Source organism: Echinicola shivajiensis (genome assembly GCF_018642165.1).
Classification (GTDB): domain Bacteria; phylum Bacteroidota; class Bacteroidia; order Cytophagales; family Cyclobacteriaceae; genus Echinicola; species Echinicola shivajiensis.
Map to the genome: position 1 here is coordinate 54,679 of NZ_JAHHZM010000005.1, position 24,923 is coordinate 79,601.

The following is a 24,923-nucleotide window of genomic DNA, read 5'->3' on the forward strand; positions in this document are numbered from 1 at the left end:
ATATTATGAGCAGCTTTGAAAAGGTAAAAGCTTGGAAGGAAAGAGTGATCATTCCTACCTATGAAGTAAGTGAGGCAGAGAAATACCCTATATTTTTGGAGAAAAGGGTTTATCAGGGAAGTAGTGGATCGGTTTATCCAAACCCTGTAATTGAGAAGATCAGTGATGAAAAAACTGATAAGGAATGGGAGGTGATTTACTTGGAAAACAGTTACCTGAAAATTATGGTGCTTCCGGCCCTTGGAGGCAGGATTCAGATGGCCTATGATAAGGTAAAAGAAAGACATTTTGTATACTATAATGAAGTGATCAAGCCAGCTTTGGTGGGACTAACTGGGCCTTGGATCTCAGGTGGCATTGAGTTTAACTGGCCACAACACCATAGGCCAAGCACCTATGACCCCGTTGATTCAGCTATTGAGGAAAATGCAGATGGTAGTGTGACGGTTTGGGTGAGTGAAGTAGAGCGTATGTTCCGCACAAAAGGGATGGCAGGATTTACCTTGCATCCGGATAAAGCTTATTTGGAGATCAAAGGCAGGTTGTATAATAGGACCCCACATCCCCAGACTTTTCTCTGGTGGGCCAACCCTGCGGTGGCAGTAAATGATGATTACCAATCGGTATTTCCAGAGGATGTCAATGCAGTCTTTGACCATGGGAAAAGAGATGTATCCCGATTCCCAATTGCCACAGGTACTTACTATAAAGTAGATTATTCCGCTGGTGTGGATATTTCCAGATATAAGAATATTCCAGTGCCCACTTCATATATGGCGGTCAATTCGGATTTTGATTTTGTGGGGGGCTATGAGAATGATACCAAGGGTGGATTGCTGCATATTGCTGATCACCATGTTTCTCCTGGCAAGAAGCAGTGGACCTGGGGTAATGGTGATTTCGGACATGCTTGGGACAGGAACCTGACCGACCGTAATGGTCCTTATATTGAATTGATGTGTGGGGTTTATACGGATAACCAGCCTGATTTTTCCTGGATACAACCTTATGAGGAGCGGAATTTTACCCAATACTTTATGCCCTACCAAGAGGTGGGCGTGGTGAAAAATGCCAATAAGGATGCCATGCTAAATGTTATCATGGAGGATGATAAAGCCAAGGTTATTGTTTATACAACAGGGATTTTTCCAAAAAGCCAAATCATACTTTCTAGTAATGATCAGGTGCTTATGGACACCCAATTTGACCTGAGCCCTGAAAATGTATTTAGCCAATCACTGGAGTTGCCGGGATTTGCTGATGGGCTCAGTATGGAAGTGAAGGACGCAAACGGCCGATTACTGATAAACTGGAAAAAGCCAGCAGAAGAACTGAAACCAGTTCCTGAAGCAGCCAAGGCGGCCAAAGATCCTAAGGATATTAAAACCAATGAGGAACTTTACCTGACGGGACTTCATATTGAACAATACAGGCATGCGACCTATAGTCCTTTAGATTATTATAAGGAGGCGATTAGTCGAGATGCAGGGGATGTGAGGTGCAATAACGCTTTAGGATTGAATTTGCTTAGAAGTGGGAAGTTTGAAGAGGCAGCCGGACATTTTCAGGTGGCCATTGATACACTTACCAAATTCAATCCAAACCCATATGATGGAGAACCTTATTTTAATAAGGGATTGGCTTTAAAGCTACAGGGTAAATTGGATGAAGCTTATGATGCCTTTTTCAAAGCTTGTTGGAATGCAGCCTGGCAGGATGCAGGGTATTTTAATGTTGCGCAAATAGCGCTTGTCTGTGGAGACTTGGATAAAGCCCTTGAATTGGTAGACATGTCATTAATCAGAAACTGGCATAACCACAAAGCGAGGCATTTGAAAACGGCCATTTTGCGGAAGTTAGGAATGGTTGGGGAGGCATGTGCTTTGATTGATTCCTCCTTGGAAATCGATAAGTTCAATTTTGGAGTACTTTTTGAAAAGTACCTGATCAGTGGGGAGGATACGGACAAAGCTTATTTAAAGGAATTGATCCGAGATTATAGCCATAACTATTTGGAATATGCTTTGGATTATGCTCAGGCAGGGCTTTATGAGGAAGCAGTCGCCTTATTGAAAGTCCATACTGAAGGCAAGGACTCTGTTTACCCAATGATCCATTATGCCATGGGTTATTTCCATGGTGAATTGGGAGATAGGGAGCAAGCTTTAAATTATTATAAACTGGCAGCCCAGATGTCTACTGATTATTGTTTCCCCAATAGGTTAGAGGAAGTAGTTATACTTCAGGCGGCCATAGAAGCCAATGAGGAAGATGATAAAGCCTTATATTATTTAGGGAATTTCTGGTTGGCCAAGAGGCACTATGTGGATGCCAGAAGTTGTTGGGAAAAATCTCTGGCACTCAATGGAGGTTCATCATTGGTGTTGAGAAACCTCTCTTTGATCTACTATAATAAATTTGACAGGAAGGATGAAGCGCAAAAGCTTTTGGAAAAGGCATTCGCTTTGGACAAGAGCCCAAGGCTACTGATGGAGCTAGACCAGCTTTACAAAAAGGTAGGTATGGTACCTGCAGCACGTAAATCATTTTTAGATGAATATATGGAGCTTGTTGAATATAGGGATGATGTTTGTCTGGAATATGTTACCCTACTGAATATGTTGGGAGAAAACCAGAAAGCATTGGATCTTTTGATGAACCGACAGTTCCATCCATGGGAAGGTGGTGAAGGAAAAGTCCCTGCTCAGTATATCCTGAGCAATGTGGAGCTGGCCAAGGCTGCTATTTCCAAGAATGAATTTGAGTTGGCGATTAAATACCTAGAGGCAGCCCAAGAATATCCTCATAATTTGGGAGAAGGAAAGCTATTTGGAGCCCAAGAAAATGATGTGTTCTACTGGTTGGGATGTGCCTATGAAGGCTTAGGTGAATTGGAACAGGCTCAAAAAGCCTGGAAAAAAGCCTCCGAAGGTTTGAGTGATCCTAGCCCTGCCATGTATTATAATGATCAGCAGCCGGATAAGATATTCTATCAAGGTCTTGCATTATTGAAGCTAGGGGATCAGAGTGCAGCGATGAAGCGGTTCAATAAGCTGGTGGATTATGGAGAAACCCATATTTTTGATGATATCAAAATCGATTATTTCGCTGTATCGCTGCCTGATCTATTGATATGGGACGAGGTTCTTAATGTGCGTAACCATATCCATTGTAATTATCTGATTGGGTTAGGGAAGTTTGGTAGGGGAGAAATATCCGCAGCTCAAAAAGCAATGAAAACAGCTTTAGACTTGGATGTGTATCATTTGGGCGTTCATTTTCATAAAGCACTAATGGATGATAATTATGTTATTTTCTAAAGTGGAATTTTGAAATAATCGAGCTTAGAAAATATAAGTATTTGTAGCAATTGAACAACCCTTAGGATATACCTAGGGGTTGTTTTTTATTTATTGTATATCTGAATAATAGTATGTATTGAAATTCAAAGCAGTTTTTTCTTATTTGATCTTTCCTACTTTTTATTCAGGTATTGTTGTGTTCTTGAAGGTCTTCATGAATGCTGTGCATTTCCATTGATGAAAATTTGGGGAAAAATCTAGGCGATGGAGCATTCTTCAAATTGAGTCAGTTTTGTTTTCAAATACGGTGATTTTGGCTCAATTTGATTTTGTGGTAGCTGCTTTTGGCTAAAAATGAGCGGATATAGGCTCGATGGTGATCGGGATAGGTTCTTTAGGCTGAGGAAACCACCTTAAACGAGAGAATCTGCCCTGCAAACAGGCTACTCGCTAAAAACAGTCACTGACTGTTTTTTTTTACACTCGTCCCTCCACGAAGCGAGTTAGCTCATATTTTTTACGCCTCAATCAATCGCCACAAAACCGAATGTCAAATGCCATTGGAAGGATTTTAGTTTAATATTTCATTATTACTTCATACAAAATCCTGGAAAGTCAGATTTCTTTTTTCTGTATATCCGCAATTGCACCAGTAAGGTTCACCGTCCAAAATATGTTCTCAAAAATAGCCCATATCTAACCGAAATGAAGAATTAAATCAGTGTAAATCTGTGGAATCCGTGAGAAATAAGGTGACTGGTGTGAAAACGGATAATCATATTCTTTTTTATTGAAGGATAGGTTGGGTGAAAATCCTTGATTATATCAAATGGCGGAAAACTAGTTTTATAAGGGAGAATGAAATTGTAAACTAGGGGCAATTGTATATTTTTCAAATAAGTGTAAATTACACAATTGTAAATAATCCCGAAATAGTCATGTTAAAAAATACCGTTATCACTATAGTATTTATTTGCTGCATTTTTTTGACGCCCCTCTTATCGGCCCAGGAAATCTGGGATAAATTGAAGGAGATGCCTCAGCGATTGGGGATAGAAAATGGCTTCATTGAATTAGAAAACCAGTCATTTAATATCAAGTTGGTAAAAGATGCCCAGACCTTGGCCAGTTTGATTCCCAAAGCAGATCCCAGTTTTGATTATTCCCCATTTGAGCATTTGGAAAAGCGTGGAGGGGATGGTGTATATCAGTTGGGGGATATTAATATTAGGCTTAAGGAAGTGGGAGCAAATGCATGGAAGGAATACTCCAGTGCCGAAAAAAGGGAGCCAATAACCGCTATTAACGGGAATAAAAAATCTTTGGCGGCAGCTGACCTTTCCAATACCTTCCCATCCGAATTTCCCCTTTCAATAAGTCGGTATTGGGAGGAGAATGGGGAGAATTTAGTGATGAGATTTGAGTTGAAGAACAATTCCTCCAAAGCGCTTGAAATTGGCGGATTGGGCTTGCCATTGATTTTTGACAATATTCTCCACCATAAAAGCCTGAAAGAAGCTCATCATCAAAAAGTGTTTTATGATCCTTATATCGGAATGGATGCAGGTTACCTGCAAGTAAATAGGCTGGATGGTAAGGGGCCTGTACTGTTGGTAATGCCTTATGGACAAACCCCTTTTGAAGCTTATAATCCACTATTAGATGACCCAACGCCCAAGGGGATTACTTTTGAGGGATTCCATGAATGGCAGGTTTTTACTAAGGCCTTTGAGGAGGAATGGGCAGGAGCAGCACCTTGGAATACACCTCATTTTAAAACTCTGAACCCTAGTGAGACAATGGAAGTGGGATTGAAATTTGCATTGGCAGATGGTGTGAGGGAAATAGAGAATAAATTGATTGAAGAGGAGCGGCCAGTGGCTATTGGCATTCCTGGATATGTTCTTCCCAAGGATGTTCAGGGAAAGTTGTTTTTGAAGTATCCTAAAGAAATAAGTTCCATTGAAATTTCACCCAAGGGTGCATTGACCATTAAAAAGACCAATCGTAAAGATGAGGCTTGGGCAGCCTATAATGTCATTGGAGAAAAATGGGGCAGGGCAAGCGTGGAGGTTGAATATACAGACGGCACAATTCAGAGCATACAGTATAAGGTGATCAAGCCAGAAGCAGAGGTTTTGGCCAATATGGGCAGTTTTCTTACCCACGAACAATGGTATGAGGATGAAGCAGACCTTTTTCATAGAAGTCCTTCTGTAGTATCGTATGATTATGAGGATAAACAAAAAGTCCTGCAGGACAGTAGGGCCTGGATAGCTGGGATAGGTGATGAAGGGGGATCGGGTTCATGGTTGGCTGCCATGATGAAACAGTTGGTGTCTCCTGATCCAGAGGAAATCCAAAAGCTAGAGCAGTTTGTGCATCAGACACTTTGGGGAGGCTTGCAGTATAGTGAGGGCGATCTCAAATACGGTGTGAAGAAAAGTCTTTTCTATTATGAACCGGACAGTATGCCCAAGGGTACCTACAGTGAGGATATCAACTATAACACTTGGGCTGCCTGGAGTAAGAAGGATGCCAGTTCCACTGGGAGATCCTACAATTATCCTCATGTGGTGGCAGCTTATTGGGTGATGTACCGGCTTTCTAAAGACTATATTGACCTAATAGATAAAGAAAAATGGGATTGGTATTTGGATCAGGCTTATGAGACTTCTCTGGCTATGGTCGCCCAAGCGCCACATTATGCCCAGTTTGGTCAGATGGAGGGAAGTGTTTTCTTGTATTTATTGAATGACCTCCAGCGGGAAGGTTGGATAGAAAAGGCAAGGGCTTTGGAAAGTGCCATGCGAAAGCGAGCAGATATCTGGGAATCCCTGGATTTTCCTTTTGGGAGTGAGATGCCCTGGGATTCCACCGGACAGGAGGAGGTTTATATGTGGTCCAATTATTTTGGCTTTGACAAAAAGGCTGAAGTAACATTGAATGCTATTTTAGCCTATATGCCCACAGTGCCACATTGGGGCTATAATGGCAGTGCCAGAAGGTATTGGGATTTTCTTTATGGAGGGAAAATCAGCAGAATTGAGCGGCAATTGCATCATTATGGATCGGCACTTAATGCCATTCCGGTTTTGGATGCTTATAGGAGTATGCCGGAAGATTTGTATTTGCTTAGAGTGGGCTATGCAGGAATGATGGGGGCTTTGGCCAATATTACTGAAGATGGTTTTGGCCCTTCAGCTTTCCATTCTTTTCCCAATACTTTGAAGATTGATCCTTTATCCGGAGATTATGGTCCTGGTTTTTATGGTTATGCGGTTAATACCAGCGCCTATTTGTATAAGGATGAACGATTTGGCTGGTTGGGTTTTGGAGGTAATGTAAAAAGCCAGCAAGGTAAGGTGGTTTTGGATAATACCACAGGAGCAAAGAATGCGGTTTTTGTGTCTCCAGCTAATGTTTGGGTTACTTCTAGGGTAGGGAAAATCACTCAGGTGACTTTTGATGAAAGTACCAAAGTGATCAGTCTTCAAATGCTCGGAGCTGCTCATGCACAAGTAGCCAAGTTAAATATAAAAGCAAAAGGATATCATCTTGAAGGCAAGCTTACTGAGGAAAAAGGGATTTTGGTAGTTCCTTTGGGAAGCGGGGAGGTAAAAAAGCTTGTTTTGGTGCCAGATGAAAATTAGCAAATTGGCCAGGTTGCAATAGGGGGGAAATCACTTTTGAAAACTGTCAGTAAAGTGATGTCAGCCTGAGCGGAGTCGAAGGCCAGAAAACGGACCTCGACTCCGCTCGGTCTGACACCTAACTATTTTAATTAAATAATATCAAAGATTAAAAGCGATTTCCCTGAGGTTACAATGGGATAGTAAATTTTATCTGATTATCCGCTATGATGCCAGTAACCATAAATCCTTTGCTCAAGTGGTCCGAAGACTGAAGTCTGAAGACCGAAGTAATTGATACTTTCTTCAAAAGGATCGTTTCGATTCCCTTTTAAAATTTACTGGTGAAATAGCGGATATACAGAATTTATTTTTTGATCAGTTTGATCTCACCGTAAACAGGACCTGCAGTATTATTTTCATGAGGTACAAATTTCACCTGAAAGGTGTCTTTTCCCTTTGTCAGTTCAAGAGGAATATCATAACTGATATGGTAAAATTTGCTGTCCTTATATTGGTTGAGATCCTCGGTGGCAATTTTTACATCGTCTACAAAAATATCAAAATTCCTGCCCCGGTTGTCCATTCCCCAATAGGAACAGATCAATTGGTGCTTCTCACCATTTTTGGGAGATAAGGTGAAACTAAAATAACCTCCATCTTCAGCAGAACGCCAGCGCTGACGGTGTTCCTCACCGGTTTTTGTCTTTTCGCCTTCAAAATCATGGTCCCGTTCAGGTTGCATTTCCCCTAAGCGTAACTTATCAACAGTTTTTGCTTCCAGCGCTAGTTCTTCCTGACGTTGTTGCGCTAAAATATTTTCTTGCTCTTCCCATTCTTCAGGCGTAAAGACATCCCAATAAACGGTATAATATTCTTCTTTCGTTTGGTTGAAGGGGATCAGCTTTACATCATTTGGTTGGCCAATATTATTGGTGGTAAAGATCAATGGGTTTTCTGGACTTTGCTGGATGATTTTATTAGGACTTTGGTCTTCACTTACCAAGGCAGGTATCCCTTTCAAAGGATCAGGCTCTGTATCTCCAAATACTCCCGATAGCAATACTGGCCCATAAAAATAAGCCTTCCGATTGTTATTGTCAGGCATTTCCACAGCATAGAGGTTCATCGGGAATTCAAAGGTAATTTGATCTCCATCTTTCCATTTTTTCTCTAAAATAAAATAGCCATTTGCTCCCAGTTTAGCCTCGTGGGTCTTGCCATTTATTTTAATTTTTACTTCTGAAGCGGCTGCCCAACTGGGCTTTCTAACCATTATAGGGAATTTAGATTTTTTGGAAGTATTGATCCTTAGCTTGGTTTTTCCATCTTTTGGTAGCTGGCTTTCTTGGGTGATTTTCAGCCCCTTTTCCTCCCAATTGAGTTCTGATGGAATAAACAAATTAACATATAAGCCTCCTGTGGGAGATTTGAAATAGATGGATTCACCATATTTTACATGGTTTTCCATACCTGTGCCCACACAACAGGTAAAACTGTGTTCTTTATTGCTATACCATTTTCTGGTTCCCATTCGTAAGGGGACAAAGTAGCACATCATACCGGTATCGGGGTTTTGCGATGCCAGAATGTGGTTATAAAGCGCCCGCTCATAATAATTCATCAGTTTAGCACTGGGTTCCAAAGCAAAGAGATGACGGGTCAATTTCAACATATTATGGGTATTGCAGGTCTCCATAGTATTGTCTGTCAGTTTATCATTGAGCTCGTCCTCTGCACCTAGGTATTCATAATTCGCATTGCCTCCTGGGGCATAGCTGTGGTGATCCACCATGGTGTTCCAAAAAAATGTACCAATGATCTGGTCATCCTTATTGCCAGTAAGTTCATATCTTCTGGTGGCTCCAATGACTTTGGGAATTTGTGTGTTGGAATGCTTGCCTGGCAATGGATTAATTTTCTCTTCCAAAGGTTTCAAAACAAAATTATCATGGAACTTATAGGATAATTCCAGGTATTTATTATTTCCCGTCAGTGCATAAGTATTGACCAAAGCTTCGTTCATTCCCCCATATTCACATTTAAGCATTTCCTGAATTTGGTCCTCAGAAAGCTCCTTCAGTAAATTATCTGCCCAGTCAGCTATGCCAATATTGATTTCTAGTGCTTTTTTATTTCCGGCATATAAATAGGCATCCATTAAGCCGGCCATGATTTTATGTACTGTGTACCAAGGCGCCCAGGCTCCGTTAAGGTCAAAACCTCTTGACCTGATATGGCCAGAGGCCACTTCTGCCCACATTTTGTCCTCATTGGGAATAGCCCCTATATATCCGGTTTTGCGGGCTTGCTGACAAAGGGCAAGTTCATCAACTGTATAATTGATACGGTCCAAAAACTCTTTTTTTCCGGTGGAGGCGTAATGCATGGAAAGTGCCGATAGGTAATGGCCCAAACTGTGCCCTGCCAAGCCCATGGATTCCCAGCCTCCATAGACCTCATCTTTTGGTTCCAGTCCGGCATGGCTCCTAAATTGGGATAATAGCCTGTCTGGTTTTAGAAAAAGCAGGTAGGACTCATCAGCTTCCATGGCATCCAAAAAGGGGCTGGGAAGTAATTTTACTTCATTTAGATTAAATGGGTATGCCTGAATAGCCACACTTGATTTAACCTTTAATTTTCCCTCTGATTCAGTGGGAAGGTAGGATTGACTTTGGGAAGATTGGATGGGAAATAATATCCCTATGGTCAATAATAGGAAGCAGGAAAAAAGCTGTTTAATGTATGGTTGGGTTCTAATAGGGCTTATCATGGTTTTGTCCTCTGGTGGTATGAATATTAATTAATGTAATTTATACACTTTAGTGAGAATAGCCACTATTTTTTCAAAAACATAATGGATCCTAAGCGATAATGGGCTGTTAAAAAATCTCATTGAACAATTTCCCTGTTGGCCAAGGGAATCCCCCGGGAGGGGATTAATGTGCCGATTCACTCATATATCTCAACCACCACTCTTCTTGAGGATAGTCTTGCCCAAGCTGGATACGCTTGCCAATAAATGGGTGGATCATGGTCATGTTCTGTAGCTCACTTTCCTTTTTAAATCGTGTTACCGGTTCAGTCCAAGAATGGGTAGATAAGTTAAAGGCTCCCCAGTGAATGGGCATGATCACTTTTGCTTTTACTTCATTTCCAGCGGCAACGCTTTGCTCTGGAAGCATATGGATGTCCGGCCAGGCATCATTATACTGCCCACATTCCATCAAGGCCAAATCAAAAGGGCCATATTTCTGGCCAATGTCTTCAAAGTGGGGACCATAGCCTCCGTCTCCACTGAAATAAATGGAAGTGTTTTCAGATTTGATAATCCAACTGGCCCATTGCGTTTTATCCCGGTCTGTCAATCCTCTTCCAGAAAAATGGCGGGAAGGACTGGCAATTATTTCAATTGAGCTTAGTTTCGAGTCTTCCCACCAGTCCAGTTCCGTGATTTTGGATGTAGGAATTCCCCAAGAAATGAGATGTGAGCCGACTCCCAATGGAGTATAGAAATGATTGGTTACTTCTTTTAGTTGAAGAATGGATTGGTAATCCAAATGATCATAATGGTCATGGGAAATAATGATCGCATCAATATCAGTCAGTTGATCTATAGGGATAGGGGATTCATATGGGAAGCGTTTTGTACCAATGGGAAGGGGAGAGGGATTATCAGTGAGCATAGGGTCAATAAGAATTCTCTTTCCTTCCAGCTCAATTAAAAATGCTGAATGACCATACCAGGTGATATAGCACAAACTATCCATTTTTTTGTCAGGGATAGGCTCGAAATTAACTTCAAATGGCTTAATAGGGGTGCTTTGCTCTGAGAATAGTAACTTTGGCAATAATGGTAATACATCCCATAGTGATCCGGTACTGGTCTCAATTAGGTTTTTGAACTGCTCGCCATCATAATTGGGAGAATTATTGATCCTTGTCAAAAAATCCCCTTCGGGAGTCTCGCCGAATTGTGGAGCGACTTTAGTGTAGGAGTAGGAAATGGTTCCAAAAATTAGAATAATTAGGACCAGAAAAATGGTGTAACGGAAAAGGGTATTTAATTTTTTATTAGCCATCACTTGGATCTTTGTGCAAACTATGGTTAAATGCTTGGGGGTTAGGAGAATACGAGTGTTATGTTAAATGTAATGTCGTTTGAGCAGGGTCTCGACTCTACCTGTTGGTTAGATAGGTCCCCTCGACCTGACAATCCTGCGTCACTTTGAGCACCTGAGTAACGATAGTTACGAAGTCGAAAGGTCATTTCGGAGTTAACACAACACTGGTTCTTTTAAGACTAAATCGAAAGAGTGGGTAATATAAAACTGGGCTAGGATACAATTTGTTGGCTCAAATATCATATTATGGACTCTAATCTCAATGTCAAAACCCCAATTCTTTACGCAATTGGTTGTAGATTGTTCAAGATAATTTGAATGAGTTTTGCTTGGAGACGTATTTCTATTATTTAATCTATATATCCGCTATTACACCAGTAAAGTTCACCCTTCAAAACATTCCCTCAAAAATGGCCAGATTTTACTGAAATGATGAATTAAACCTGTCTTCCATTAGGTAGATCAATGTAAATCTGTGGAATCTCCCGATAAATCGGGACAGGCTGTGAGAAATAAGGTTACCGGTGCGAAAAAGGATAATCATATTATTTAAAAATTCTTAATTGTTATCCATAATCCAGCATAATCAAAACATTTTAGCATCTCACTTGATATGTGAAATTCATCGGAATTTATTGAGCTTAAATAAGCTTAGAGGGAAAGGGCATTTATTCATTATAATAATGCTAATATTCACTCAAATATCAATTCTATTGGCGATTTTGTGCTAAAAGAAGGATTTCTGTTACTTTTTTGAAGGATAAGTGGTAGTAGGAAGGCTTGATGACTTTTTAACTTTGGGTTTTGGATTTGTTTATGGTTAGCAAAATCCTTTTAGCAAACAAATTAAAGCAAAAACATTAAACTCAAAACTACTAATGCGTACAAACAAACTTTTTGGAGTCGTTACACTATTTTGGTTGGTGATGAACGCCAGCGCTCAGCAGTGGACCTCCAAGCAAGCACCTTTAATGACTAAATTTGCCAAGGATGTGGATCCTGAAAATGTTCTTCCAGAGTACCCACGGCCACAGATGGTAAGAAAAGAATGGAAAAATCTCAATGGGCTTTGGCAATTCCAGCCCGGGACATGGGAAAGAGAACCTTATCCAAAAGGAAAGTTGTCTAGGAATATTCTTGTGCCTTTTGCTGTAGAGTCGGCGCTTTCCGGAGTACAAGAAACCACCCATGAGAGATTATGGTACCGTAGGGAATTTACGGTTCCTAAGGATTGGGATGGACAACGTATCCTAATGCATTTTGGTGCGGTGGATTATGAAGCGGTGGTGTTTATTAATGATAAGCCGGTAGGAAAACATGAGGGAGGATATGATCCATTTTCCTTTGATATCACAGATCACCTCACAGAGGGAACTCAGACGGTTACTGTTAAAGTTTGGGACCCAACAACGAGAGAGGGCTTCCCTAGAGGAAAGCAGGCCCTCAATCAGATAGATATCATGTATACTCCTGTGACAGGTATATGGCAAACCGTATGGCTAGAACCTGTAGCTGAGAATAGAATCGTGGACTTTGAAATGATACCGGATATCGATAATTCTGAACTTAATTTATCAGTGGAAACTTCAGGAGGAAGGTTTTTGACTTATACAGCGGAAGTTAGGGACGGAAATAAGGTGATTGCGACGGTTGATTCTAAGCCTAAGAAGCCAACAGCCATTTCGATCAAAAATCAAAAACTTTGGTCTCCCGATTCCCCTTTTCTCTATGATATGACCATTACACTGAAAGATGGAGATAAAGTCGTTGATGTAGTGGATACCTATTTTGGTATGAGAAAGATTTCAATGGAGCAGGAAGGAGAATTCCAAAGACTTTACTTGAACAATGAATTCGTTTTCCAAATGGGACCATTGGATCAAGGTTATTGGCCTGATGGCTTGTATACCGCTCCTACTGACGAAGCGCTGCGCTATGACCTAGAAATGACCAAAAAACTGGGCTTTAATATGACCAGAAAACATATTAAAGTAGAACCTAAGAGGTGGTATTACTGGGCAGATAAATTGGGATTAATGGTATGGCAGGACATGCCTTCTTCAAGCAGTTATACCCATGCTGCTCCAGAACCCAATAAAGAAGCCTTTACCAAGGAACTGATGCGTATGGTAGATAACCTTAAAAATGTACCAAGTATCGTGATGTGGGTGATTTTCAATGAGTCACAGGGACAGCATGACACAGAGCGATATTCAGCTTTGGTAAAAGGGATGGATCCATCAAGGATCGTTAATGAAGCCAGTGGAGGTACCAACCACGAAGCTGCAGATGTGGCAGACGTACATAGTTATCCTCCACCTGCCTATGCCCAAAGCTTTCACCAAGCTACCGTTTGTGGAGAATATGGCGGAATTGGCTATCAGATGGACGGGCATATCTGGAATCCTAATGATTTGAAGGAATATATCACTATAGACAGTGAAGAAGAGTACTTGTCCATGTATGATAGATTTGCGGATATGCTGGTGCAGTTTAAGACCAATCAAGGGTTGAGCGCGGCAGTTTATACTGAAATTACCGATGTGGAAATAGAACTTAATGGAATCATGACCTACGATCGCGTGATGAAGGTGGATGCAGATAAGATCGCTCCGATTAACAAGAAGATCATAGAGCAAGAGGATCATGTATATCCTTTGGTTTTGACGGCCAAGGAGCAAAATATTGACTGGAAGTATACTGTTGATAGACCAGGTAGCAATTGGATGAAACCAGACTTTTCCGCTTCAAACTGGAAAACTGGTAGAGCTGGATTTGGATCTAAAGGTACCCCAGGGGCAATAAATGGCACCACATGGGAAAGTGATGGGATTTGGTTAAGAAGGAATTTCGAATTGGGAGATCTTTCTAAGATCAACTTGGATGATATTCGCCTAAGAATCCATCATGATGATGAATGTGTGGTATATATCAATGGCGTTAAAGCAGCAGAGTTAGATGGATTTACTTCCAATTATATCAATACTGCCATTTCTGAGGAAGCTAAAAAGGCCTTGATAGCCAATGGCAACAATATTATTGCTATCCACTGTAAACAGGATATAGGAGGGCAATATATCGATGCAGGTCTTTCCATTGCTACTGGTGATAAAGCACTATCTGAGAAAACATTGGGAAGTTTATTGAATAAATGATTTAGGAGTGCATCCTGAAGAATAGCACTTTTAAGAGACCATCTCAATTAAAAACCTCGCTTCAAACAAACAGAGCAGGGTATTTATGAGATGGTCTATTTTTTATGAAAACTATCTTCAGCAATTATTACCAAGGCCAATTGATTCCTCTTTTTATAGAATTCAAGTGATCAATATATCCAAAATCGAATAATATAAAACGACATTTATTGAATGTTGCAATTGTGAGTGTTTATTGGATAAAAGCATTCAGGTTAATTGAACTGAAGGTCTGCAATAGCTGCCCATTTTCGATTATTTACTTCAGATACCGATACAAATTTCACGAATTTTGTAGGATAGCTTTGGTCAAAGCGTACAATTTGTTTTTCTGTGGAATTTTCAAACTCTCCTGAGGCAATGGGCTTGGACCAGGTTTTCCCATCTTTTGAAACGTAGATTTCATATTTCCTCACCCTTCCATTTTCGGAATCCTGTCGAGGAGTGTAGATGCATTCTGCTATGTTTTTTTCAGTTCCGAATTCAATGACGATATGATGTGAGTAACTTGCACGCCATTCTCCATTCCACTCACTACTCCAGAATGTATCCGGATTACCGTCCAAGACATCTCTGTAGTCATGCAAAGGCCATCTGCTAGAACCTTCTACCACCCTGTCAATGCTATTTGGGTCAGGAAGGAAGCTTGTTAGCTCATTCCAACTCATAGCAGTATTTGGGCTGAACTGATTGCTTTCCATATAGTTTAAGATGCTTTTTTTCAGCGTGGCAGCTTCTGGCCTTTGTTCAAGATCAGCATGAATATTCAAGCCACAAACCACCAACTTTCCTTTACCTACCTTGGTCTCAAATAGCGCCGCTAGTTTATTGTTTCTGTGGTAGTCATCTATGATCTGAACCAATGGATCGATTTTTTGCAGGTCATTTAGGATGAATGCATTGGCGTAATGGATGAGGTGCATCCATCTTGGGTCAGCGTAGAAATTGGTTGGGAATGCTTCAAATACCGGATGGTTGGGGTCACAGAGCATGCCTGCAGTACCAGGATAAGTTCTTCCCAAGGCTCCTCGGTTAAAGGACCAGAACTGGGGCGTAAACGAAACCTTTTGCACGTTTTTTCCAAAGCCATCTTTTGGCCAAATCAATAAGACTTTTTCCCCATTTTCTAATTTGTCTTTGGCTTTTTGATCCAAATTTTCTGTGATATAAACTGATTGAGGAGCAACGGCTGTTTGTTCCGGATAAACAAAGAATTCCCAATTGTTTTTATACGGAGTACCTTTTAATTCTAGCTCGACTTTATAGGCACCTGGTGCTTTCAGGTTTTCAAGGGGAAGCTTAATATGGCCGATTTTGGAGATTTTTCCCTGTGGTAATTGTTGAATATTAAACTGGCCTTTTTGGACTTCTTTCCCAGTTGAAGTGATAATACGCCAATGAATTGGGGTTTCCTGCATATCCTTTGGACCAAAATTGCTTAGCGAGGCTTGTGCTTCAAAGGTTTCATCTTGACGGTAAACCCATTTTTCAAATCGAAGCAGTGGTACTACGCTTTGGCAGAAATTCCTAAAGTCTTCTGGGCTGATATAGCCCTTGCTATCCCAAAAAGGATCCAATATGCCTACCATGGCTTCAGATTGGCCGGGGAAATCCTGTAATCCTAAATACTGAAAACCAGCAAGACCTTCAGTTCTGTACATGGATTCAAAGACTTGCTTGATATGCCATACGCCATGTTTTCCTGATGCCAAAGCCATGGCGCTGTCCTGCTTTTCTAGCCCGTTTTCTTTTAACCTTTCGAATAATGGGTAAAAGTTGTCAGGTTGTTTTACACCAGTGTATTTGTCCATAAAGTCAAAGCCCGGATACATTACCCATTGACCATTTTCGTGGATGATCAAAGGAGGCTCATTTTGGGATTTGCCATCAGAAAAATCAAAGTTGTTGGTAAGGATAAGCTCTTCTCTAGGCAGATTACAGCTTTCTCCATTTTCCCATTCTTTATTATAGCGAATATCACTGGATGAGTGCTTTTTATCTACATGGCCAGCTTGGGTAGAATAAAGTCTCCTTGGGTCGTGTTCCCTTAAGGCATTTACAACCCGGTTTTTAGGCGTATTGTCATCATGGGAAAGTTCATTTCCTAATGCCATTAGGACAAAGGAGGCATGGTTGCCATATTCATCCAATATTCTAAACCCATCATTATAGAGATATTTAAGTACAGGGCTTTCAAAACTCGGTTCTGGACCTCAAATTAATTCAGCCTGCAAGTATATTCCCAATTCGTCGGCTACTTCAAAAGCTACTTTGGGAGGACATACTGAGTGGTACCTTACATGGTTCATGCCATAGCTTTTAATGGTCTTCAAGGTCCTTTCCCATGATGGCCTGTCCATAGGCATATAGCCGGTTTTGGGATAGATAGCACAGTCCAAGGTACCACGTATAAAAACAGGCCGGTCATTGATCAGGATGGAAGAACCGCTCGTTTCAATTTTTCTGAATCCAAAATTTTCAGTGTAGGTATCAAAATGTTTTCCGTCTTCCGTTATCAGTTCTAAATGCGCAGTATATAATTCAGGAGTGAATTCATCCCATAGTGTGATGGGCTTTTGGATATCAAGATAGAGTTCCTTGGTCTTATCACCTTTCTCGAACTTTCGTTGAAATGTTTTTTCAGCTAAAATATTGCCTTTCTTGTCTTTTATCTGAAGTAGGAGTTTTCCTGGGGTAATTGTTCCACTTTGGTTGGATACAGTGGTTTCGACACGGACATTCTTATCGTAAATGTCTGTAAATATCCTAGTATTTTTAATGGACACTTGTTCATGAGGTCGAATCTCCATACTTCCCATGATGCCGTTCCAATTGGTTTGGGTATGGTAAGTATAACTATGGGCCATTCCACCAATGAGATTGGTGTTGTCTATGCAAATGGTAAGCAAGTGCTTTTCTCCTGGTTTTACAAAATCAGAGATATCAAAGCGTCTTGGCGTATAAAGCGCAATGTCCTCTCCTATGAAATTGCCGTCAATCCAAACCTGCATCTTGAATAGGCTACGCTCAAAGAATAACTCTGCTCGTTGGTTTTCCCAGTTTGTTGGAATCTGTATCTCTTTCTGATACCAAGCAGGCCCGATGTATTTATATTTACGGGACGGAGCTGTGTTTAGCTCATAAATCCACTTAGGGTTTTCAAAGTCCTTTGGAAAGGTGAACTGACGAGTGATGGAATCTTCAGGCCAAGGAAGCGTTTTATCCCCCTTTTCATTGGTGTCTGTGGACCCAGGAAGTTTGATGGAATCATTGAATTTTTTTTTAGATTCAAACCATCTTTCTTCAAGCCCTTTTTTTTTGTGGATCGAGCTGAAATTGCCATTGTCCAGAAAGGTTAATGTTTTTGTTTTGTGCAAATAGTCTATTTGAATGAGAAAAAAACAGTAATAAACATGCAATTAAATAGAGGTGGTTGATTTTGGGCATTCTACAATAATTTTGGATGATTCAATAATGATAATAGGTGCTTGTTACGTGTGTATGGAATATATTGGGTGGTTTTGGTTTTTATACAAGCAAACGTTTTGATTTTTGGTGCATAATTAGACGTATATTTCTGAACGCAATATTTTAAAAAAATAAAATGACGGAAGCTTATTGTTGAATGGATAAATTTTTGTTAATGATGGATTATATTGTGGTTTTTCCCTTTTAGGTCAAATTTTCCAAGTTATGTCTCATATTGTTTTTTTAAATACCTCAAAAAAATGAATTTTCAATGCTTTAACAAGTTATGAAAAATAGGATGAAAGGGGCTTTAAAGCTTCTATTTGCAGAATTTTTATAGACCCAAGATGGGATTGCTGAAAGGTAAGGAGAGAAGATTTCATTCAACCCAATTTGAAATAGAATGAAATAAATATATGTATGGTAGAGCCTTTTTTTTATGATCAAAACGGGACTATTTTAGTGCTAATTGAAAGCTGTGGTTGGAGAAGATGCATACTCTTATCGGCTTCCGAAGTTAGACAGTCAAATGCCTCTATTTATCAATCATGATTTTATTTAAATATTGCTAGGGGTATCAGGCCCAAACTTCTAGTTGATCTTTTTACCAAATTGATAATTGATATTTAACAATGCATCTACCAAGGTCTTAGGTTGTTGATTTTTTTAATCGTTCTATGCAAGAGAATGCTTGTCAATGAGTGGATAGTAAAAAATCTTGGTACTTATAGGCACGGTTCAGTTTCCTGTCTTAATCAAAGAAATTATTTAACAAAAAACGGGACGAAGGCTGATTAGCCTACCTACCTTATGGGGGGAAATCAACGGATAGGTGTTTTTTATTGATTTGAAGGAAGTCTGGAAGGATTTCATGTGCCCAACTTTTGAATTTTAGTTGCAGAGCTATTAAAAAAAGCCGTATAAATCTATGTGGCTTGTAGTTTATGTTGACCATTCGATACTTATTTCGAACTGCTTTGTGGAGGATTTGGAAATCGTTTTTAAGCTTTATGATGGTTTTACTAGGTCAATACATTTATAAAGTTGTAGTCTTAGTTTTACATGCAATTGATATTCCTATCTCTTAATATGAATTATGATGATTCCAAATGCTTTTGAAATAGAGGTGCTTTAATTAATCTGTAAAATATTTGTTCGTTTGAGGAAAAATAGAAATATTTACAAATATTTGAAGTTCTAAACTACGTAAAAGATAGTATATATCTGTTTCAAGTTTAAGAATTACATCATTTACTGTTAAGTATAGCCCTATTTTCCTAGATCTTTTTTGAGTCACAGTTTCAATTACTGTGATTGTGCTGAAAATTTATCATCACTCATTGTAAGTGATGCTTTTTCTTGCGTGACTCATCGTTTATGGTTTTCAATGTTGAATTGTCAATTGGTTAAACCATAAATAAACCCAGAATGGAAAATATCATTACACAATTTTTGGAAGTAGGTCCTTTACCCAAAGACCAAAAACTATTCCTCTCATTTCTTCAAAAGGAAATTCAATATATTTTGAAATTTCATACTGTGAACGATAGTCCACCCGCAGACTTATCTATATTTCTCAGGCATGCCTTAAGCTAAGGATTTGGGAAATTTCACCTAGCGTCATCCTTGAATTTTTGTTAGTACTGGTTGATTATCCTGATTTAAGGTATAAAAAGTCCTGAAAACCATGCCGCTTATGATTAATAGCGACAAGCTCAGAGGGAACCTGTATATGCTTAGATAAGTGTAATAAGTACACAAAATTTCAAAAGAGACTTAGGTGCCCAAACCTATCCCATAACTCCTGTACAGGAATAAATATTAGCGCAACTCATTTCAGATTTAATATTCAAAACAAACCCAAAATTTCAATAATCCATGAAAAAGCAATTCCAAAACAGCAGTTGAAATAGGTGCAGCATAAACTGACTTCGTCTTTAAGTCATTTTACTCAAGCAAAATCGATAAAGACAATTTTCAATTTTGATGCATACAAAACTTTTAAACAATATGGAAAAAGCAATACCCAGGCAAACTGAAAAGTTTTCCAAATATGTGGGGGGCTCCTTCTTATTGAAGTTGCTGATTATAGCAATTCTGGCCATAGGCCCAAAAGGAAAGGCCCATTCCAATATTATTGGAAATGAAATAGGTCCTCATTTGAAGGATGCTAATAACAATGATCCTAAGCATCCACTAAAGTCAGAGAGAGGTGGAGCAATAATTACTGAGGTAATTGAAATTAAAGGAAAAGTAGTAGATGGAGAAGGTCTACCTATCCCAGGAGTAACTGTAAGGATAGAAAGTACCACAAAAGGTACTGTTACCAATATTGACGGGGAATACAGCATTGATGTAAACGAAGGTGAAACCTTGGTGTTCAGCTTTGTTGGCTTTAAGGAACAAACCGTAAAGGTAGGTGCTCAAAGCATCATCGATATCGTCCTTGAAGAGGATCTTCAATCATTGGATGAAGTAGTGGTTGTCGGCTATGCCGAACAGAAAAAGGAAACCATCGTAGGAGCAGTTACCCAGACCGATGGAGAAGTGCTCAAACGTACCGGTGGGGTTTCCAATGTGGGACAGGCCCTTACTGGAAACCTGCCCGGCGTGATCACCACATCAAGTGTGGGAACACCAGGGGAAGAAATGCCCCAAATCGTCATCAGAGGGCAAAACAGCTGGAACGGCAATTCCCCTTTGATTTTGGTAGATGGCGTTGAACGTCCAGAGTTTTTTGCCAATATGGATATCAATTCCGTAGAATCTATCTCCGTTCTGAAAGATGCCTCTGCAACAGCGGTTTTTGGCTCTAGAGGTGCCAATGGTGTGATCATCGTTACCACCAAAAGAGGTCGACTAGGTAAAGCAGAAATTACTGCCAATATAAGCACCACCATGAAATCTGTTTCCAAACTACCCGGTAAGCTGGATTCATATGATGCTATTGGTGTGCGGAATCTGGCGATTGAACGGGAATTGTCCTTGAGCCCAAATAGCTGGGATGAGATGATTCCTCAAGATATGAGGCTAAAATACCGCTTTCCAGCCAATTTGGAAGAAATGGAGCGGTACCCGAATGTGGACTGGCAAGATGTAGTTTTCAAGGATCAGGCCATGGCTTATAATGCTAATGTGGGGATTCGAGGGGGGACTGATTTTACCAAATATTTTGCCAGTATAGACTACCAATATGAAGGTGATTTGTTCCGGAAATTTGATACGGGAAGAGGCTATCAAGCAGGCTTTAACTATAATAGGATCAATTTTAGGAGTAACCTTGATTTTCAACTGACTTCCTCGACCAAACTAGGGGTTAACCTAGGAGGTACTTATGGTGTTCGTCAAGCTCCTTGGGCCTATGATTTCCCAGAAAGTTATTGGAATTCTGCTTACAAAAGTCCGCCGGATGTTTTCTTACCTCGGTACTCAGATGGGGCTTACGGAACTTATACTCCTGACGATTATGCGGTTACAAACTCCTTGTTAAACCTAGCTGCGAGTGGGGCTGAGTATATCACTGATACCCGTCTGTCCACCAATTTTGTCTTGGAGCAGGACCTTGATATGATTTTAAAAGGGCTGAACTTTAGAGGTACCTTGGCTGTGGATAATTCTTTTCGGGAAGTGGATAGAGGGATAAATGACCTTTATAATAGCCCATTTACCAAATGGATTAACCCTTTTACAGGAGTTCCTGAATACAGGAATCTTTTGGATGGTAATACCCGATTTGATTTTGTCGAGGCGGTTACCTGGCAAAATGAAGGGGGGACCGTTCAGGGAGCGCAGCGAAGAATGTTTTATCAGTTCCAGATGAATTATGTCGGCAATTTTAACGATACACATAATTATAGCTTAATGGGCTTGATGAACAGACAGCAAGATGCCATTGGAAGCGTAATTCCTAGTTATCGTGAAGATTGGGTGTTCAGGGCTACCTACGATTATAAAAATAAGTATATGATCGAATATAACGGAGCTTATAATGGTTCCGAAAAGTTTTCGCCTGAATACCGCTTTGCCTTCTTTTCCTCAGGAGGATTGGGCTGGAATATCTCCGAAGAGAATTTTATCAAAAACCTATCCTTTGTAGACAGATTAAAGCTTAGGGCTTCTTATGGAGAAGTAGGTGATGATAATATCGGTGGAAGATTTTTATTTATGGATCAATGGGCCTATGGGGGCACATCTCAAATGGGAGTGATTGGTCAATCTGGTGAAGACAGCCCTTATACCTGGTATAGACAAAATGCCATAGGGAATCCAAATGTGCATTGGGAAACGGTTTATAAATACAATGTAGGACTGGAATTTGGCTTTTTTAACGGCCTGATCAACGGTAGTGTGGACTGGTTCCGCGACAATAGGGTGGATATCCTAATGTCCAGTGGTCGTTCAGTACCTAGTTACTATGGAGCCAATGCACCTGCAGCCAATTTGGGTAGGGTAGAGACAGAAGGTTATGAATTTACCATTGGACTGAATCATACTTTTGATAGCGGGATCAGGCTCTGGGGAGATGTTTCTATGACCCATGCCATCGATCAAGTGATTAATAGAGATGATCCGGAATTGCGTCCAGATTATCAAAAAAATGCTGGTTATCAGCTTGGACAATATAGAAGCCATATCAGTGCAGGTTATTATAATACCTGGGATGAGCTGTATGGCAGTCCTAGACACAATACCAATGATATGGCCAAACTTCCAGGAAATTACTATATCGTTGATTTCAATGGGGATGGTATCGTAGATGCCTTTGATTCTGCTCCTTATGGTTATTCAGGAGTACCTCAAAACACCTACAGTACCAATGTAGGAGTGGAATGGAAAGGATTGAGCCTTTACCTACAGTTTTATGGAGTAAACAATGTGACCAGGGATGTTTCATTGACCAGCTTGGCAGGAGGTCTGAATATAGTGTATGATGAAGGAAGCTATTGGTCCAAAGAAAATACCGGTGCAGATTCACCATTGCCTAGATGGCGGTCACAACCTTCCAGCTATAATAATGGTCCAAGGTACCTCTATGATGGCTCCTACTTGAGGCTGAAGAATGCGGAAATCGCCTATAATTTCCAGTCGGATTGGGTGAGGAATCTGGGCATGAACAATATGCGCTTATATATAAATGGCAATAACCTTTTGCTATGGACGGATATGCCGGATGACAGAGAGTCAAATTTTGGAGGACCTTCTTATCAAGGCGCCTATCCTACAGTTAAAAGAATCAATTTGGGTCTAAATGTTACATTCTAAACGAGCCAATCCAATGAATAATTATATCAAATCACTATTGAGGGGATCGATTTGGATAGCGATGTTTTTGATCGTTACCTCTTGCGAAGACTATCTGGAGAGAGCACCGGAATCCATCATTTCAGAGGAGCAGGCCTTCCAAAATTTCACCAACTTTCAGGGCTATGTGGAGGAATTGTACCATTGTGTACCCAATTTCACTTTGTCCGGTTATACCAGTTCCTGGAATTGGGGCGAGGATGAAATTGAATCCACTGCAGGTACTTTCCATTTATCCTATAATATCGACCGGGGCAACTTTTGGGCCTGGCAGGTAGAAAATGGGGCGGGAAATAATGGGTGGTTGGATGCTAACTCTGCCAACACCAACAGGGATCATAAAAATAAAGGACTCTGGCCGTTGGCTTGGTATGGTATCCGTAAAGCCAATATGGGATTGGAAAATCTTTCCCTGATGACAGATGCCACTGAAGAAGAACGGAGGTTGATTGAAGGACAGCTATTGTTTTTCAGGGCTTGGTTCCATTTTTCTTTGATCCAATATTTTGGAGGCATGCCTTATGTGGATCAAGTTTTGCCGAGTGATGAGCAGTTGACTTTACCACGCTTAAGTTACCATGAATGCGCCGATAGGGTGGCAGAGGACCTGAAAAGAGCAGCAGAATTATTACCTATTGATTGGGATGATACCACAACTGGAAGAAGGACATTGGGCAAAAATCAGCAACGGATCAACAAGATCATGGCCTTGGGCTATTTGGGTAAAAATTACCTTTGGGCAGGAAGCCCCTTGATGAATTCCGTATCTACTGGAAGTGCAACTTATCATGTGGAATATTGTAAGAAGGCTGCAGATACTTTTGGTCAACTATTACAACTAGTAGAAAGCGGGGAAACCCAATTCGCCTTGCTCCCTTTTGACAAGTATCATGATAATTTTTATACCACAAGTCAAAACTGGGCCTTGCCCGGTGGGACAGAGGCTATATTTAGGTCGGTGTACTACTCTGCCAATGATACCCACTGGCGAATTTCAAAGCAGTATAAACCTACCTTCATGGATGAAGGTGATCCGACAAATTTCTATCCTACTGCCAATTATGTTCATGATAATTTTGGGATGTCCAATGGCCTGCCCTTGCCAGATGATATTACCCAAGCAGATGCTGAATCAGGTTATGATCCTAACTATCCATGGAAAGGTCGTGATCCGCGTTTTTACAAGGCAATTGTGTATGATGGTGTAAAAGTGGTTCAAGGGGCTATTCCAGACCCAAATCAGCAAGTTAATAGATATGCAAACCTCCATACGGGTGGTAGCTATAGAGAAGTGGTGACAGGAAGCCTATCAGGGTATGCTTCGCGTAAGTTCTCTCCACTGACAGCCAATAAATATGATAGGGCCTATGATTGGGGAGTTGCCCTACATATCAATGTGCCTTATATGAGGCTGGCTGACATCTACCTGATGTATGCAGAGGCCACCTTGATGGGGTATAACAGTACAGCTGCCACTTCTTCAACCTTTGGTAAAACGCCTGTAGAGGCCGTAAATGTAATTCGTGATCGTGCCGGTATGGTCGGAATACATGATAAGTTTTTAGGATCTGTTGGAGACTTTCTAAGGGAATTAAGAAGGGAAAGAGCGGTGGAATTGGCTTTTGAAAGACATCGATTTAATGATCTTCGCAGATGGATGCTACTTATCGAGGAGCCTTATACCACCAAAACTTCATTTGAGTTTGATAGGTCAGGGGAATTCAATACCGATGACCCTACCCAAAACCGCATTGTGAACATGAGGGAGGAAGTGATCATTGAGCGAAATTTTACTTCCAAACATTATTGGTTGCCGCTCAAGCTAGCTGATGTGAGTCTTTATCCTGAATTCAATCAAAATCCGGGATGGTAGTATCAGTTTTTTTGTCCCTTTATAAAAAT

General features: G+C 40.5%; 9 protein-coding genes. 5 read left to right on the top strand and 4 right to left on the bottom strand.

The window, feature by feature from the left end:
• Positions 1–5: 5 nt before the first annotated feature.
• On the top strand, positions 6–3,320 hold the full coding sequence (locus tag KMW37_RS10640; protein ID WP_215224610.1) for a DUF5107 domain-containing protein: 3,315 nt from the start codon (positions 6–8) through the stop codon (positions 3,318–3,320).
• Positions 3,321–4,336: 1,016 nt separating this feature from the next.
• Positions 4,337–6,955 (top strand): DUF5695 domain-containing protein, encoded by a 2,619-nt coding sequence (locus KMW37_RS10645; RefSeq protein WP_215224611.1) that lies wholly within the window; start codon positions 4,337–4,339, stop codon positions 6,953–6,955.
• A 346-nt stretch (positions 6,956–7,301) separates the two neighbouring features.
• Here KMW37_RS10645 and KMW37_RS10650 read toward each other — a convergent pair whose 3' ends face one another.
• The gene (locus KMW37_RS10650; protein ID WP_215224612.1) at positions 7,302–9,707 is read right to left on the bottom strand and encodes a glycoside hydrolase family 127 protein; all 2,406 of its coding nucleotides are present in this window, start codon (positions 9,705–9,707) and stop codon (positions 7,302–7,304) included.
• 166 nt (positions 9,708–9,873) lie between these two features.
• Positions 9,874–11,016, bottom strand: coding sequence for an MBL fold metallo-hydrolase (locus KMW37_RS10655; RefSeq protein ID WP_215224613.1), 1,143 nt, complete (start codon positions 11,014–11,016; stop codon positions 9,874–9,876).
• A 920-nt stretch (positions 11,017–11,936) separates the two neighbouring features.
• Here KMW37_RS10655 and KMW37_RS10660 point away from each other — a divergent pair.
• A complete protein-coding gene (locus KMW37_RS10660) occupies positions 11,937–14,213 on the top strand; it encodes a glycoside hydrolase family 2 protein (protein ID WP_246581440.1) in 2,277 nt (758 codons plus the stop codon).
• A 254-nt stretch (positions 14,214–14,467) separates the two neighbouring features.
• Here the strand turns inward: KMW37_RS10660 and KMW37_RS10665 are convergent, their stop codons facing one another.
• Positions 14,468–16,366, bottom strand: a complete 1,899-nt coding sequence (locus KMW37_RS10665) for a discoidin domain-containing protein (RefSeq protein ID WP_215224614.1) — start codon at positions 16,364–16,366, stop codon at positions 14,468–14,470.
• A 99-nt stretch (positions 16,367–16,465) separates the two neighbouring features.
• Positions 16,466–17,629: a sugar-binding domain-containing protein gene (locus KMW37_RS10670; protein WP_215224615.1), complete on the bottom strand. Its 1,164-nt coding sequence runs from the start codon at positions 17,627–17,629 to the stop codon at positions 16,466–16,468.
• Between the two features lie 2,101 nt (positions 17,630–19,730).
• Between KMW37_RS10670 and KMW37_RS10675 the strand changes: the two genes are divergently transcribed.
• Entirely contained in the window at positions 19,731–22,982 is a 3,252-nt protein-coding gene (locus tag KMW37_RS10675; RefSeq protein WP_246581441.1) for a SusC/RagA family TonB-linked outer membrane protein, read from the top strand.
• A gap of 13 nt (positions 22,983–22,995) precedes the next feature.
• Positions 22,996–24,894 (top strand): RagB/SusD family nutrient uptake outer membrane protein, encoded by a 1,899-nt coding sequence (locus KMW37_RS10680; RefSeq protein WP_215224616.1) that lies wholly within the window; start codon positions 22,996–22,998, stop codon positions 24,892–24,894.
• Positions 24,895–24,923 lie beyond the last annotated feature (29 nt).